13 protein-coding genes and 3 tRNA genes are annotated in these 15,799 nt (G+C 48.2%); 6 read left to right on the top strand and 10 right to left on the bottom strand.

The annotated features are described in order from the left end of the window. Positions 1 to 87 precede the first annotated feature (87 nt). The 8 genes from AC6IB1_RS07215 to AC6IB1_RS07180 form a co-directional block, all read right to left on the bottom strand. Positions 88 to 178 (bottom strand) — tRNA-Ser (locus AC6IB1_RS07215). 153 nt (positions 179 to 331) lie between these two features. Beyond that, the gene (locus AC6IB1_RS07210) at positions 332 to 1,027 is read right to left on the bottom strand and encodes a VC0807 family protein (protein WP_497568429.1); all 696 of its coding nucleotides are present in this window, start codon (positions 1,025 to 1,027) and stop codon (positions 332 to 334) included. A 225-nt stretch (positions 1,028 to 1,252) separates the two neighbouring features. Beyond that, positions 1,253 to 1,329, bottom strand: a tRNA-Asp gene (locus AC6IB1_RS07205). A gap of 38 nt (positions 1,330 to 1,367) precedes the next feature. After that, positions 1,368 to 1,458 (bottom strand) — tRNA-Ser (locus tag AC6IB1_RS07200). 167 nt (positions 1,459 to 1,625) lie between these two features. Continuing rightward, positions 1,626 to 2,378, bottom strand: a complete 753-nt coding sequence (gene pstB / locus AC6IB1_RS07195; RefSeq protein WP_503693177.1) for a phosphate ABC transporter ATP-binding protein PstB — start codon at positions 2,376 to 2,378, stop codon at positions 1,626 to 1,628. Positions 2,379 to 2,505: 127 nt separating this feature from the next. After that, positions 2,506 to 3,807 (bottom strand): phosphate ABC transporter permease PstA, encoded by a 1,302-nt coding sequence (pstA, locus tag AC6IB1_RS07190; protein ID WP_497568427.1) that lies wholly within the window; start codon positions 3,805 to 3,807, stop codon positions 2,506 to 2,508. Beyond that, positions 3,800 to 5,182 (bottom strand): phosphate ABC transporter permease subunit PstC, encoded by a 1,383-nt coding sequence (gene pstC, locus AC6IB1_RS07185; protein WP_497568426.1) that lies wholly within the window; start codon positions 5,180 to 5,182, stop codon positions 3,800 to 3,802. Before pstC ends, pstA begins: the two co-directional genes overlap by 8 nt. A 97-nt stretch (positions 5,183 to 5,279) precedes the next feature. Further along, entirely contained in the window at positions 5,280 to 6,320 is a 1,041-nt protein-coding gene (locus tag AC6IB1_RS07180; protein WP_005506163.1) for a PstS family phosphate ABC transporter substrate-binding protein, read from the bottom strand. 261 nt (positions 6,321 to 6,581) lie between these two features. Between AC6IB1_RS07180 and AC6IB1_RS07175 the strand changes: the two genes are divergently transcribed. The 5 genes from AC6IB1_RS07175 to AC6IB1_RS07155 all read left to right on the top strand — a co-directional run bounded on the left by AC6IB1_RS07175 (position 6,582) and on the right by AC6IB1_RS07155 (position 10,683). Beyond that, positions 6,582 to 6,866: a 2Fe-2S iron-sulfur cluster-binding protein gene (locus AC6IB1_RS07175; protein ID WP_497568425.1), complete on the top strand. Its 285-nt coding sequence runs from the start codon at positions 6,582 to 6,584 to the stop codon at positions 6,864 to 6,866. Between the two features lie 171 nt (positions 6,867 to 7,037). Then, complete coding sequence (locus AC6IB1_RS07170; RefSeq protein WP_497568424.1) at positions 7,038 to 7,715, top strand: YoaK family protein; 678 nt, start codon at positions 7,038 to 7,040, stop codon at positions 7,713 to 7,715. Positions 7,716 to 7,799: 84 nt separating this feature from the next. Continuing rightward, a complete protein-coding gene (locus AC6IB1_RS07165; RefSeq protein ID WP_497568423.1) occupies positions 7,800 to 9,068 on the top strand; it encodes an O-acetylhomoserine aminocarboxypropyltransferase/cysteine synthase family protein in 1,269 nt (422 codons plus the stop codon). A 152-nt stretch (positions 9,069 to 9,220) separates the two neighbouring features. Beyond that, positions 9,221 to 9,730, top strand: coding sequence for a VC2046/SO_2500 family protein (locus AC6IB1_RS07160; protein WP_497569103.1), 510 nt, complete (start codon positions 9,221 to 9,223; stop codon positions 9,728 to 9,730). 266 nt (positions 9,731 to 9,996) lie between these two features. Then, positions 9,997 to 10,683: an SDR family NAD(P)-dependent oxidoreductase gene (locus AC6IB1_RS07155; protein ID WP_497568422.1), complete on the top strand. Its 687-nt coding sequence runs from the start codon at positions 9,997 to 9,999 to the stop codon at positions 10,681 to 10,683. Between the two features lie 168 nt (positions 10,684 to 10,851). Here the strand turns inward: AC6IB1_RS07155 and adhE are convergent, their stop codons facing one another. Then, a complete protein-coding gene (adhE, locus tag AC6IB1_RS07150) occupies positions 10,852 to 13,566 on the bottom strand; it encodes a bifunctional acetaldehyde-CoA/alcohol dehydrogenase (protein WP_497568421.1) in 2,715 nt (904 codons plus the stop codon). A gap of 605 nt (positions 13,567 to 14,171) precedes the next feature. On the opposite strand from adhE, the gene AC6IB1_RS07145 reads away from it, so the two are divergent. Continuing rightward, complete coding sequence (locus tag AC6IB1_RS07145) at positions 14,172 to 14,810, top strand: YchE family NAAT transporter (RefSeq protein ID WP_040529123.1); 639 nt, start codon at positions 14,172 to 14,174, stop codon at positions 14,808 to 14,810. Positions 14,811 to 14,876: 66 nt separating this feature from the next. On the opposite strand, the gene murQ is transcribed toward AC6IB1_RS07145, so the two are convergent. Then, complete coding sequence (gene murQ, locus AC6IB1_RS07140; protein WP_497568420.1) at positions 14,877 to 15,779, bottom strand: N-acetylmuramic acid 6-phosphate etherase; 903 nt, start codon at positions 15,777 to 15,779, stop codon at positions 14,877 to 14,879. Between the last annotated feature and the right edge of the window lie 20 nt (positions 15,780 to 15,799).

Below are 15,799 nucleotides of genomic sequence, written 5' to 3'. Positions count from 1 at the left end.
TGACTCACCTCTTTGGTTGAGGTGATTCTTTGGTAGGGAGAAACGAAAAAAGCCCTTTGAAATCAAAGGGATCTTTCGTTCTAAATATGGCGGAGAGATAGGGATTTGAACCCTAGATACGCTATTAACGTATGCCGGTTTTCAAGACCGGTGCTTTCAACCACTCAGCCATCTCTCCGTAAGTGCGGCGAATAATACTGGGGTCTTTTCTGCCTGTAAACCCCTTTTCTGCAATTCGCTGTTTAAGTGCCTCTTTTTTAAACGCATAGAAAATTTTTATCGCTAAACAGCCTGAAGATGCCGCTTACTGCACACCCGAAACAACCCCCACCTACTTCAGGTGAAAGATCTGCTCAGTTTCCAACGATGTCATTACACGGATTTGACGCCATACATAATAGAAAATGCCAAGCATCATCAGGGTGCTCGGAACCGCTATCATCGGGTAACTGTACAAGGTGAGCTTACCCAACTCTTCATTGAATGCCGTAGTACCAGCGGGACTGGTAACAAGCCAGGTGGCAAGAAAATAGTTCATCGCAGACGAGAAAGCGAACGTACTGGCAAAAAGGTAATTGGAAATGATCAGGCAACGATCAAACGCTTGGCTGTTACCACCTTGCTCTAGACGTTCCTTTATCAGTGCTAAGTTAAGCAGGGTGTCGTTGAAAAGCATCTTTTTGACAAACGGATACGGGGTGAAGGTTGAAACCAGCACAGCTACCCCAATCACACCGGGGATCAAGGCTTCTTTCAGTGCCAGCCATTTGGTATCCAGCTCCAAAAGACCAATGCCGCCGGTTAGCAGCACGCTGACAAAACCCAACACAGAAAAGAGGTTTAGTTTCTTGTTACGAACCAGTTCAAGGCCACCATAAGCAACTGGAAATGCCAGTGCGACAACCAGCGCCATTACTGTCCCCAGATGTTCATCTCCACTGAGCTTCATTAAAATCAACGAAGGCAGCAACACATTAAAGACCACCTCGAACAAGGGGTTTGATTTTTTGTTTGCGGTATTACTCATAAGCTTCCAGTTAATGACGTCATGATTATTTCTGGTTTTACCAGATTGTTCCCTGCCTGCACCCATATGTAAAGCCCGGCCGTGCCAAGCAATGCAAGTGCATGTGTCGTTGTGTTCTGGAAATTAAGGCGTCTTGGAAAGACAAAAGTTCCGGATGGAATGAAAATTGGCAGCGGGACTCAAATAAGAAAAAAGCCTGACGCTTTCGCATCAGGCTTCATTCAGTGGCGGAGCGGACGGGACTCGAACCCGCGACCCCCGGCGTGACAGGCCGGTATTCTAACCAACTGAACTACCGCTCCAATTTCTTATCAACCGGTCAATGCCCGCTGATGAAAAGTGGCGGAGAGATAGGGATTTGAACCCTAGATACGCTATTAACGTATGCCGGTTTTCAAGACCGGTGCTTTCAACCACTCAGCCATCTCTCCGTAAGTGCGGCGAATATTACAAAGCCCTCGCGAGCTTGTAAAGCCTGAATTTACGGAAATACCTTCACTTGAGCAGGATTTAAACAACTTACGCACATCAGCATCAAATACAGAGTAAACGAATAAGGAAAGCCAAAGCCTACTTTAAAAAAGTTGGACATCACCGATTAACCAAATCGGCCGCCAATATAATCACGGGTCAGCTTGTGCTCCGGTTGCTCGAACACACGGGCGGTTTCGTTAACTTCCACCAGATCGCCGAGGTGAAAATACGCCGTGCGATCAGAAACACGTTTTGCCTGAGACATTGAGTGAGTCACCATCACGATACTAAAGTTTTCTTTCAGTTCGTCAATCAGCGCTTCAATGATGCCCGTCGCGATAGGGTCAAGCGCCGAACAAGGTTCATCCATCAGGATCACTTCCGGCGCAATCGCAATGGTACGGGCGATACATAAACGCTGCTGCTGACCGCCAGAAAGGCCCGTTGCGGGTTGATCGAGACGATCTGCCACCTCATCCCACAAACCGGCACGACGCAGAGACTGTTCAGTCACGCCATCCAGTTCATCTTTACTGTCTACCAAGCCGTGAATACGGGGGCCGTAAGCGACGTTATCATAAATTGATTTCGGGAACGGGTTGGGACGCTGAAACACCATACCGACCTGGGAACGAAGCTCGACGATTTCTTGATTTTTGGCATAGATATTGTGACCGTCCAGCAGGATCTCACCTTTCACCTCACAGCCAGGCACGGTGTCATTCATCCGATTCAGGCTACGCAGGAACGTGGATTTACCACAACCTGACGGACCTATCATCGCTAAAACCTGTTTCTCTCCAATATCAAGATTGATGTTTCGAATAGCTAATTTGGCGCCACCTTCGTAACTCACGCTGACATCACGCGCTGTCATTCGTGGATCGTCAACAAATGGCAGACCACAGGTCTCTTTTGGTGCGGCTGTTTTTTCCGCAGCCACTTGGTGACGGATGGGGGTCATATCACCTGTGTGGGTTGTTACGGTTGTCATATCCATACTCCTACCATCTGCGCTCAAGGCGCTTACGCATGATAACGGCACACGCATTCATGAGTGCCAGGAACGCCAGCAATACCATGATTGCGCCTGAGGTGTTCTCGGCAAAACCTTTTTCCGGGTTTTCCGCCCAGAGATAAATTTGCACTGGCAGTGCAGTCGCCGCATCCAGAGGCCCAGATGGCACATCGACAATGAATGCGACCATACCAATCATCAGAAGCGGAGCAGTCTCACCCAGCGCCTGCGCCATACCAATAATGGTGCCGGTCAGCATGCCTGGCATCGCCAATGGCAATACATGGTGAAGCACCATCTGCATTTTTGATGCACCCACCCCCAGAGCAGCATCTCGCACTGAAGGTGGTACGGCTTTAATCGCAGCACGGCTAGAAATGATGATTGTTGGCAATGTCATCAATGTCAGCACCAAACCGCCAACAATAGGTGCTGAGCGGGGCAAATCGGCCACATTCAGGAACACAGCAAGCCCTAGAAGGCCAAACACGATTGAAGGAACGGCAGCAAGGTTGTTGATATTGATTTCAATCAGTTCGGTTGCACGATTACGCGGTGCAAACTCTTCCAGATAAATCGCAGCGGCAACCCCAATGGGAAAGCTGAGTACCAAGGTCACCAGCAAGGTGTAGAAGGAGCCAACGGTTGCCCCCCAGATCCCGGCAAGTTCTGGATCCCGGCTGTCACCGTGGGTAAAAAACTTGGTGTTGAAAACAGTACGTACACGGCCCTCTTTTTTCAGCTCGTCATACCATTCAATCTGAAGGTTTTTGAACTGCCGGTCATCTTCCGGTGTGTCCGTCTTGATGTTGCCTTTGTTGTATTGGTTTAGGTTGTCACCGGCCTGCGCCCAATACGTGATAGTTTGACCGATTAAAGAGGGGTCACTTACGACCTTGTTACGCAAATCATATTCTGCACCGTTCGAGATAAAGCGATAAAGCGCACGGCGCTGATTGCGTCCATCAACAGCAATTTCGTCACGCAGTGCCTGCCGAAGCACTTTGCGGTAGCTTGCACCCATCAGCACTTTCGGATCGGTTTCATCACCATCAATCCCGAGCATTTCTGGAGAAAGATCGACCTGAAGCTTAATTTCCGTGGTGAGAAACGCGGTATAACCTTCAGAAAAAATGGTTGTCATCATCACTATCAGAAACACGAATGCCATCGAAATTGACGCAATGCCGTAGAAGCGAAAACGTGTTTCTCTGGCCCGACGACGGGCTACACCCGCTTTGACCCGCTCGCGTTTTGTCTCTACCAGTTTTAATAATTGATCAGTCATACTGCTCCCGATATTTCTTCACGATTCGAAGGGCGACAAAGTTAAGGGCTAATGTCACCACAAACAGGGTCAAGCCAAGGGCAAAAGCCGCGAGTGTTTTCGGGCTGTCAAATTCCTGATCGCCGACCAGTAAAGTAACGATTTGCACGGTGACCGTTGTGACCGAATCCAATGGATTGGCTGTCAGGTTTGCAGACAACCCCGCAGCCATCACCACGATCATGGTTTCACCAATCGCGCGGGAAACAGCGAGCAGCAAGCCCCCCACAATACCGGGTAATGCGGCGGGCAATATGACCTTACGAATAGTTTCAGAATGTGTTGCCCCCAGCCCCAGAGAACCATCACGCAAGGATTGGGGCACAGCAGTGATCACGTCATCTGACAAGGAGGAAACAAAAGGGATGATCATCACGCCCATCACCGCCCCAGCCGCCAAGGCGCTTTCTGACGAGGTATGACTCAATCCAATCTCCTGAGCAAGATCGCGAATAAATGGCGCTGCGGTCAGGGCTGCAAAGAAGCCATAAACCACAGTGGGAATACCGGCCAGGATCTCCAGCACCGGTTTCACTGTATTGCGAACTCGGGGAGACGCATATTCCGCCAGATAGATCGCGCTCATCAAACCGATGGGAGCAGCAATACACATGGCAATAAAGGAAATCATCAGCGTGCCGGTAAACAGGGGAATCGCACCAAATGCACCACTAGCCCCCTGCTGATCTGCACGCAATGCAATCTGCGGCGACCATTCTGTACCAAACAGGAAGTCAGATATTGGAATGATCTGAAAGAAACGTACGGCTTCAAACAACACAGACAGGACGATACCTGCCGTGGTCAGGATTGCCAGCATTGAGCAAAACATCAGAAATATTTGCAGGCATTTTTCCACATAATGGCGCGCTTTCAGCGTTGGACACACCATTCGCCACCCTGTCGCTAACCCCACCAGTGACACGGTGAAAACCACCACCCATCTGAGTGTTAACCCGATATTTTGCAGGTGTTGGTAGTACTCGGACGCCGCCTGTAATACAGGATCTTCGGTTTTCAATACGCCATTAGCAATATGGACAATTTGGCTATACAGCAGTGTCGTGTTCTCGTGCATCTGAAGCATTGAAGATGGGATCTGAGCCATCACCAGAGAATAAACCGTGCTAGATTCAAAGGCTTGCCATAAGAGTAGAAGAATCACTGCTGGCACTGCTGCCAGGATCGCGGCAAAAGCACCGTAGTAAGCGGGTCGGGAGTGAAGTTTATCCAACCCACCTTCAATGTCTGCCACTTCTCGGGAACGTTTTTTAGCGAGCACAAAAGCGCTAATCGCTAACAACGCAACAATTACCATCAATGTCGACGTCTGCATCCCTATTCCTTAATTCCTTTTTACTCAAACCGTGTTTCAATCCGATTTGGGCAAGGTGGTGTACCCTCGTCAGTACGCCACCTCAGAGTGCACGATTTTATAGATTCGGTTTCAGGTCAACTGCGTCATTGCGAACCAGTTTCCAATCGCGTGCAGACAGTGGGATCAGGCCACGATCCGTCAGGTAACCTTCTTCACCGATGGCATCTTCAGACGTGAAAGCGCTGACATATGCCTGAAGACCTGGGATCACGTTTGCATGTGCTTTTTTCACGTAGAAATACAGTGAACGGGATATCGGATATGAGCCGTCACCGATGGCATCAAATGTAGGCACCACTCCGCCAATTTTCGCCCCCTGAACCTTGTCAGCATTTTGCTCAAGGAAGCTGTAACCGAAGATACCGAATGCATTTGGGTTCGCATCCAGTTTCTGCACGATTAGATTGTCATTCTCACCGGCTTCAATGAATGCACCATCTTCACGAATCCCATGGCAAACCGCTTTGTACTTCTTCGAATCTTGCTTTTTCATGGCTTTCAGCTCGGGATATTGCTTACAGCCGCCTTCCATTGCCAATTCAACAAATGCATCGCGGGTCCCGGACGTTGGAGGCGGGCCAAGCACTTCAATTTTGATTGCCGGAAGGGATGGATTAACGTCTTTCCAGGTGTTGTTCGGATTTTCTATGAGGTTACCGTTCGCATCAGGAACGACTTTTGCCAATGCAGTAAAAAGGTCTTTCAGGGTAAGGTCTAACTGCTGGGATTTTTTGGAATTTGCGAAAGCGATGCCGTCGTAACCGATTTTAATTTCAGTGATGTCTTTCACACCATTTTTCGCACACAACGCCACTTCAGAGCTTTTGATTTTGCGTGATGCGTTAGTAATGTCAGGTGTGTTCTCGCCAACGCCTGCACAAAAAAGTTTCAGACCGCCGCCCGAGCCGGTGGATTCGATTTTGGGTACTGAGAATTCTGACGTGCGACCGAAACGTTCCGCGACAACGGTAGCAAACGGATACACGGTTGAAGAACCCACAATGCTAATGTAATCACGGTTAGCTGCTGCTGCGTGGTTAGCTGTAAATGCAGACAGACACACTGTCGATACCGCAATCAAGGCCTTAAGTTTCACATCAACCTCCAAGTCGATAGTTTTTTTAAGTGGGTCAGTATTTCCACTGACTGTTTTTCGATGTTGATTCAAAAACTGAGGACAAAGCTAGGGGTTGGGTGTGACACTAAGTTTAATGAAATGTGAACTTTTAATTGCATTCCATCATGCCTTTTAAATAAAACATTCGCATCCTGTCAGAAAATTCGAATTATCCGGCTGTTGAATCTACGCTTTAATTTAAAAACAAAAATAAAAACATGGCTTTCAAGGAGATATCACATGCCTACTGTCACATTCGGTCAATCTGGGAACAGCGTAACGCTTTCCAGCGGAAGTTCATTGGTTGATCTGGAAGACTCCGGAAGAAGCGAAGTGCCTTTTGGCTGTCGCTCTGCAGCCTGTGGCACCTGTGCCATCGACGTTGAGGTGGGGATGAGCAATCTTAGTCCCAAAACAGAAGAAGAACAGGACCTCTTGGATGATCTTGATATGAATGGTGACAAACGCCGACTAGCATGCCAATGCACGATTCACGGTGACGTAACAATTACCCCATTGAATTAAAACCTTATACCCAAGCGACCTGAAGATGCAGGTTGCAGGGGGAACTCTCTTTAAAAATATGCATGAGTGTTTGATCTATACCGCATGTACTGACACGGAATGCGGTAAAATCACGCTTTTCTTCGGGCACACTGCTCAAAACAGTACATTCACTTCAATAAAGGTTTCATCGTGATATCCAAACTACCCAAATGGGTTGAGTATGGGGCATTTATCCTGGCCCTTAACGCAGGTTTTGTTAACGGCATCGGGTTGCTCGGATTTGAGCAACAGGCGATTTCGCATCTTTCAGGAACAATGACTCTCATTGGCACCGACATCATTAATAACCACCCCGTTAAGCTCATTCATCTGCTGGGTATTTTGGCGGGCTTTTTTGGTGGTGCCTTGCTTTCCGGTTTTATACTGAAAGACGGTACCTTATCGCTGGGGCGCAGGTATGATTTTCTGTTATTAGTTGAAGCTACCCTGCTATTCGGGGCTATTTATCCGATGAGCCAAACAGCATTCTATGGCCTCTATTTCGCCGCTGCAGCCTGCGGTATCCAAAATGGGCTGGTGACCAGTTACAGTGGCGCAATTGTACGAACCACCCATATCACCGGGATCATTACCGATCTTGGATTGATGTTCGGCGCACGGTTGCGCGGTCATCCCCTCAACCCGCGTAAGCTGGTACTGTTTTGGGTCATCGCTATCGGCTTTGTACTTGGCGGTGTGGTCAGTGCTGTCGCGTTTCCTATTATGGGCGCCTATGCCTTTGCAGGCCCAGCAACTCTCTGTGCTTTTCTGGCCATCATTTACCGCACACATATGCAGCAAGCCCATATACGGTTACGCGATATTTAAAAAATCTTGAAGGGAGACAACCACCTGATCGTAGGTTTATGCCATAGTGAGTGCTTTTGACCCAATCATGTACAAGGACGCAGTATGAAAGACGAAACGCTCTCTATCCACGCTGGCTATGAAACCGATCCTACAACCAAATCGGTTGCCACCCCTATTTACCAAACGGTGGCTTATGAATTTGACAGTGCCCAGCATGGTGCCGACCTGTTTAATTTGGAAGTCCCGGGCAATATTTACACCCGCATCATGAACCCAACCAATGATGTCCTGGAACAACGCATGGCAGCTCTTGAAGGCGGCCTCGCTGCATTAGTGGTGAGCGCAGGTAGCGCTGCCATCAACTACGCGATCCTGACACTGGCTGAAGCGGGTGACAACATCGTTTCCACGCCACAGCTCTATGGCGGCACTTACACCCTGTTCGCCCATATGCTGCCAAAGCAAGGCATCAACGTGAAATTTGCGAAAGATGACAATCCTGAATCCTTAGCTGAGCTCATTGATGACAACACCAAAGCGGTCTACTGCGAAAGTATCGGCAATCCCGCAGGGAACATTGTCGACCTTGGACGTGTTGCAGAGCTGGCCCACGCCAAAGGCGTGCCGGTTATCGTTGATAACACTGTGGCAACGCCAGTGCTTTGCAAACCCATTGAACACGGTGCAGATATTGTGGTTCACTCACTGACAAAATACATCGGTGGTCATGGCACCACGCTCGGAGGTGTCATTGTCGATTCCGGCAAATTCCCTTGGGTACAGCACAAAGCACGCTTCCCCGTCTTCAACAAACCAGAGCCTTCTTACCATGGTGTGGTATACACAGAAGCATTCGGGGAGGCAGCTTTTATCGGACGTGCACGCACGGTGCCGCTGCGCAATACTGGCGCTGCCCTCTCACCAATAAACGCATTCCTTTTGATGCAAGGTCTGGAAACCCTTCCACTCCGCATGGAGCGTCACGTCGAAAACGCGATGAAGGTAGCGACATACCTGAAAAGGCATGAAAAAGTAAGCTGGGTGAGCTATGCCGGTCTACCTGAATCTGAGCACTATAAACTGGCGCAAAAATACATGGGCGGCAAGCCTTCTGCTATCCTCTCGTTTGGGCTGAAAGAGGGCTATAACGCAGGCGTACGTTTCTATGATGCGCTGACTCTGTTCAAACGTTTGGTCAACATTGGTGATGCGAAGTCACTAGCCTGTCACCCAGCATCAACCACACACCGCCAATTGAGTGTGGAAGAGCAAGCACAAGCGGGGGTATCTCCCGAAATGATCCGTCTTTCTGTGGGCATTGAACATATAGACGACATCATTGCCGACCTGGAGCAGGCATTGAATGCCTGAATGTAAAACAAATGAATCGCAACCCGCCGCTGACTGGCGGTTTTTTTCGGCTTTGTCAACACCTTAAGCCAAGAAAACAATTCTCTCTTTTTATTAAAGTATTCCATCCCGTTTCCGATACAAAGGAGGTCAAAAGAGACTGTCAGGTTCATATGCAGGTTCACACGCTCGACAAAGCCCAACTCATTTCAGATATACAGCTAGGTGGAAACCTAAACCATGCTGTGTGCCAGGGGCGTCGATCGGATTTTGCGTTGATGTTGGCCCTGCTTTCTGGAGATGTCACGGAAACGACGCCACACAATCCAACGCATCCAGAAAAATTGACAGAAGCACACCTTCGTAAAGCGTTCAACTTACCTGAGCCTATGCGACTGATTGCTAAAGAAAAAGACTACGAGCTTTGCGGTTTTCAAGCACATGCTTTTCACAAAGGGGGGCTGGCAAGTGCTCGGCTAAATCATTGTATCACCCCTTCCGCATTGCACTTTCCCGCCTCAGGAACACACAATTTGGGCGAAGATACATATCATAATTTGTCTGGACATCAGCGTAGACAATTAGATAGCGAAAATGATAAAACTACCGCATTAGATCCGGTAAATCTCTATAATCAATTGATTACAGCAAAACGCTACAATGAACTGCTTGCATATGCTTAACCTATTGTTTTTAAAGAAATCTTTAACTCTACTACCATAGACATCATATTGGTTCAACTTCTTCCACCCCAAAAAATCAAACTGTGATCACTTACTAAAAAAATCATTTTGCACACAGCTTGTACAACCTTTTTTGAACAAATTCACACCACTTTTGTCTTTCATGGTCCAAGATTGTTATCCACCTCTTAAAAAGCTGGGCATAAGTTGTTAGTTATCGTCGTATAGCAATGAAATGAGCCGAATCAGAATAGAAAGGTCAGACAATGGATATTGCCAAATCCGTCATTGTGATTACAGCAGCAGGGACTCCAACAGGTCGCGCCTTGGCTGAACATTTTTGTAGGCTAAATGCCCGTGTAGCTCTCGTAGATATTGATAGCCACAAGCTTCAGACGACATATGAATCTTGCCTGAATGCGGGAGGGACGTGCTTCTCATTCTTCCTTGCTAACCGCAGTGTGGAAAACATTTCCTACCTGTTTGAGGAAGTGAATCGGGAAATGGGGGCTGTGGATGTACTTATCAACTACTGGCAAGCCGGTGGACTTCCTAGCCTTCTGGCTAGCCAGGAGGCCGCGAATGGTGTAGTGAAAGATACGATCGCTGATGTTGCCTCAAACCTTTATCTCTTTGGGCGAGGTGCCGCATTCAATATGCTGGACAAAGGCCGGAAAGGCGTGATTGTGAACATTCCCGGTGTTTTGAGTAATAAAGGTAACTTGCCCACCATCGACAGTTCCAATGCCGTCATTAAAGGACTCACCCAAAGCTGGGCCCAGGAGTTACAGCACGCAAATATTCGTGTAGCTGGCATATTACCGAGACTTCGTCACAGTGCTGATGGGAACGTACATTATCTTCCCGTGGTGAACTATGACATGATTGATGGTGCTGCCTACATTGTAGAGAATGACAGTTTCACTGGCCGTATTTTGGAAGCTGCAAGTTAAACGGCCGGTGAACTTTGCTGTAGCCGCTTCTATGCCCTTCGAATGAGGAGTGACAAAACACCAGACCGGTGACCTTTCACCGTCAGGGAGCTATCACTTCAAAGGGGTAACCACTGCCAATAGAAAAGCCCGCTGACGCGGGCTTCTTCTTTCATATTGAATCAAACGCTATGCTTTAGTGGCTTCTTTTTTCATATTTGCTTTCGCTGCGGGTTTAGCCGCTGCCGCTTCCTGATCGGCTTTCTTCTTAATAACAGTAGTGCCTTCGAACGTTTCACCTTCGACGAAAGCTTTACCGTAGTAAGAAGCAAGAAGCACTTCTTTCAACTCAGAGATCAGCGGATAACGTGGGTTCGCACCGGTACACTGATCATCGAACGCTTCAACAGCCAGCTCATCCACTTTCGCCAGGAAGTCAGCCTCCTTCACACCCGCTTCCTGGATAGACATTGGGATATCCAGATTCGCTTTCAGTTCGTCCAACCATGCCAGCAGACGCTCGATTTTCTGAGCAGTACGGTCACCTTCATGGCTCAGACCAAGATGGTCAGCCACTTCTGCATAACGTCGGCGTGCTTGTGGACGGTCATACTGAGAGAATGCCGTTTGCTTGGTTGGGTTGTCATTTGCGTTGTAACGAACAACGTTAGCAATCAGCAGTGCGTTCGCCAGACCGTGTGGCAGGTGGAACTCAGCGCCGATTTTGTGCGCCATTGAGTGACAAACACCCAGGAAGGCGTTAGCAAACGCAATACCCGCGATAGTGGCTGCGTTGTGCACTTTCTCGCGAGCGATTGGGTCTTTCGCACCATTCGCGTAGCTTGATGGCAGGTATTCTTTCAGCATTTTCAGCGCTTGCAGAGCCTGGCCATCAGAGTATTCGTTCGCCAGAACAGAAACGTATGCTTCCAATGCGTGAGTCACTGCGTCATAACCACCAAATGCAGTCAGCGACTTAGGCATGTTCATAACCAGGTTCGCATCGACGATGGCCATATGCGGTGTCAGTTCGTAGTCAGCCAGTGGGTATTTGGCGCCAGTCTTGTCGTCGGTTACAACGGCGAATGGCGTCACTTCTGAACCAGTACCTGAAGTGGTAGTAATACAAACCAGTTCCGCTTTCTTACCCATTTTAGGGAACTTGTAAATACGTTTACGGATATCCATAAAGCGCATTGCCAGTTCTTCGAAGTACGTTTCTGGGTGCTCATACATTACCCACATAATTTTTGCGGCGTCCATGGGTGAACCTCCGCCCAGGGCAATGATGACGTCTGGCTGGAAGCTCTTCATTGCTTCTGCGCCTTTCTCAACAACAGTCAGCGTTGGATCAGCTTCAACTTCGAAGAAAGTCTGAACTTCCATGCCTTGCGCTTTCAGCAGGGCAACCACTTCGTCAGAGTAACCGTTATTGAACAGGAAGCGGTCAGTGACCACAAATGCGCGCTTCTTGCCTTCCAGATCCCCCAGTGCGATTGGCAGGCTGCCACGACGGAAGTAGATAGATTTCGGTAGTTTATGCCACAGCATGTTTTCAGCTCGCTTCGCTACAGTTTTCTTGTTGATAAGGTGCTTAGGACCCACGTTCTCAGAGATAGAGTTACCCCCCCAAGAACCACACCCCAGCGTCAGTGATGGTGCAACGTTGAAGTTGTACAGGTCACCGATACCACCATGCGTGGTTGGGATGTTTACAAGAATACGAGCGGTTTTCAGCTTGTCACCAAAGTACTTGATACGTTCCTGGTTGATGTCCTGGTTGGTGTACAGGCCAGAGGTGTGACCGATACCACCGATTTCAACCATCGTTACCGCTTGGGCAACGGCATCTTCGAAGTCAGTTGCACGGAACAGACCCAGAGTTGGAGACAGTTTCTCGTGTGCGAATGCGTCGTCAACAGACACTTTGCCCAGACCTTCACCGATCAACACCTTAGTATCAGCTGGGACACTTACACCTGCCATTTCTGCAATCTTCACGGCTGGCTGACCTACAATGTTCGCGTTCAGTGCGCCATCAATCAGCAGGACTTTACGTACTTTTTCCGCCTCTTCTTTACTCAGAACGAAACCTTTGTGAGATGCAAAACGCGCTTTCACTTCATCGTATACCGCGTCAACAACAATCGCCGCCTGCTCAGAGGCACATACTACGCCGTTGTCGAAGGTTTTTGACATCAGGATAGACGCTACCGCACGTTTGATATCAGCCGTTTCATCAATAACAACAGGAACGTTACCCGCACCAACACCAATTGCTGGTTTACCTGAAGAGTAAGCAGCTTTCACCATACCTGGGCCACCTGTTGCCAGGATCAGGTTAATGTCATCATGCTTCATCAATGCGTTAGAGAGTTCTACAGAAGGCTCGTCAATCCAACCAATGATATCTTTAGGTGCACCTGCTGCAACCGCAGCTTCCAGAACCAGCTTCGCTGCAGCGTTGGTGGAGTTTTTCGCACGTGGGTGTGGAGAAAAAATAATGCCGTTGCGTGTTTTGAGAGAGATAAGAGATTTGAAAATAGCGGTTGAAGTTGGGTTGGTCGTTGGAACGATACCGCAAATGATACCTACAGGCTCTGCGATAGTGAACGTACCAAACTCTTCGTTTTCTTCCAGAATACCGCAGGTCTTTTCGTCTTTGTATTTGTTATAGATGAATTCGGAAGCAAAATGGTTTTTGATGACCTTGTCTTCGACAATACCCATGCCAGATTCTTCAACGGCTTGTTGAGCCAGGGGAATACGGGCGTTGTTAGCAGCCAGTGACGCAGCACGGAAGATTTTGTCAACTTGCTCCTGAGAGAAAGTGGCGAACTCTTTCTGCGCTCTTTTAACACGCTCAACCATTGCGTTAAGTTCGGCTACGTTAGTTACAGGCATAGTTGTCTCCTACATACCTAAAGTTGAAAATTATTTAGTAACCACATGCTTATCAGGTAAAAAGCCTAAGCATCACGCTTCCCTTAGTGATCTTTTGCAGGCATTTAGTAAATAACTTTCAAAACTGATTATAGATTTTCAGCAAACGATAAAATTGATCGGGATCATGCGTAGTAAACTTTCACAATCATTTCCATCTCACGCTCAATCCCTATTCGTATTAACCGTAGATTAAACGTTTTGAAAGCCTGAATGGCAAAGCAATCACATAAATGTAACACATATGCATTATGTATCACATCCCTGTATAACGGCTTTTGATCCCATTATCTATGACAGAATTACATCTGAGACCTATGTCACATCATGAATTTTGTACAGACGGCCGAAAATCTATATCTATGTACTGAAAGTGAATGACATCTAGAATGCTTATTGCTGAAAGTGCCTTATCTACTGCCCTTCCACCAATCTGGAAAATATTTACATGGATAGCTGTCCCGCCGATTGGCATTTGACATTTCAGCGTTATACTAACGTCCACAATAAATACGTTTGCGAACCATATCTAACCTTTTCGTTTCTCAGATTTTGAGTGTTTGGGAATGACTAGCATCGAGCTTGTAATATTTTTTCAGTTTTTCATCGGCTTATTTGCAGCGGTGAATCCACTGGGTATCATGCCCATTTTTGTTTCCCTGACCGCACACCAGGATCCTGTTGAACGGAACAAAACTGCATACACGGCAAGTCTAGCCGTGGCTGCTATCCTGGTTGTTTCATTATTAGCCGGGCAGCTACTGTTGGATTTTTTCAGCATTTCCCTCGATTCTTTCCGCGTGGCCGGAGGCTTGTTGCTGGTCAGTATCGCTTTCACCATGATGAGCGGTAAGTTAGGGGAAGATAAGCAGAACAAACAAGAGCAATCCGAGTCGGTAAGCCGTGAACAGATTGGGGTAGTCCCCTTAGCCATGCCCCTGTTGGCAGGTCCAGGCGCCATTAGCTCGACCATTGTTTATGCCAGTCGCTATCCAAGTTCGGTAGATACCGTGGGCTTGATTGCGTCGATCTGCATTTTTGCCACGGGCATTTGGGGGCTGCTTCGTCTGGCTCCAACCATCGTGAAATTTCTGGGACAAACGGGGATCAACGTGATCACCCGTATTATGGGTCTGATTCTGGCAGCCTTGGGCATCGAATTTATTACCAATGGTTTGCGGGCACTGTTTCCTGGTTTGAGCTAAACGTGACAGTTCGTTGAAGTGTTCCCCCGAATCGGAAAAGAAAAGTGTTGAGGAAAGCGACGCTAATTAACGGTCATTTAACGCTGCGCGGATAAAGCCTTGGTGTTGCACCAGTTTATGTTTTGCTTCTTCAGCATCAAAGCCACCGAGAAGCATTAAGATTGCGGTTTTACAGTGACGGTTGCAGACAGACAAGGCTTTCTCCGCTTCTTCTACAGAAACGCCTGTCGCCTCAACAACGATATTGGTCTGACGTTGGATAAGCTTGGCGTTGGTCGCTTCGACATCCACCATTAAATTGCCGAAAACTTTGCCGCTTTTGATCATTGCGCCAGTGGTGAGCATATTAAGCACCAGTTTCTGAGCAGTACCGGCTTTCATACGCGATGAACCGGTCACCACTTCTGGACCAACAACCGGGGTAATAATGATGTCAGCGTGCGCTTCCATCGGACAACCCGGATTACAGGCCAGGGAAACGACCGTCGCCCCAACAGATTGCGCGTACTCCATCCCGGCGATGACGTAAGGCGTGCGACCACTGGCAGCAATGCCCACGACAACGTCACGTGATGACAGATCCAAATCCACCAGATCGGCTTTACCCAACTCTCGGTTATCTTCGGCATTTTCCACCGCTTTGAGGATGGCCTGATGACCACCGGCAATCAGGCCGATTACCATGTTGGGATCGCTGCCGTAGGTTGGCGGACACTCACTGGCATCCAGAATACCCAAGCGACCTGATGTACCAGCCCCCATATAAATCAGGCGCCCACCCTGTGCAAAGGCAGCGGCAATGGCATCCACTGCTAAAGCGATTTGCGGCAACGTTTGTGCTACGGCAAGCGCGACCAGTTGGTCTTGCTGGTTAATCACTTCCAGCATTTCCAATGTTGGCAGGGTGTCTATTTGTGTACTGGCTGGATTACGGCTTTCCGTGATCAGGCGGGTTAAATCAATTTTCATTTTCTGTTTCTTCGTCAGGA

The organism is Grimontia sp. THUN1695 (assembly GCF_059704325.2).
Note: the sequence above shows the minus strand (reverse complement) of the source record. Positions and strands in the feature narration are given on the sequence as shown.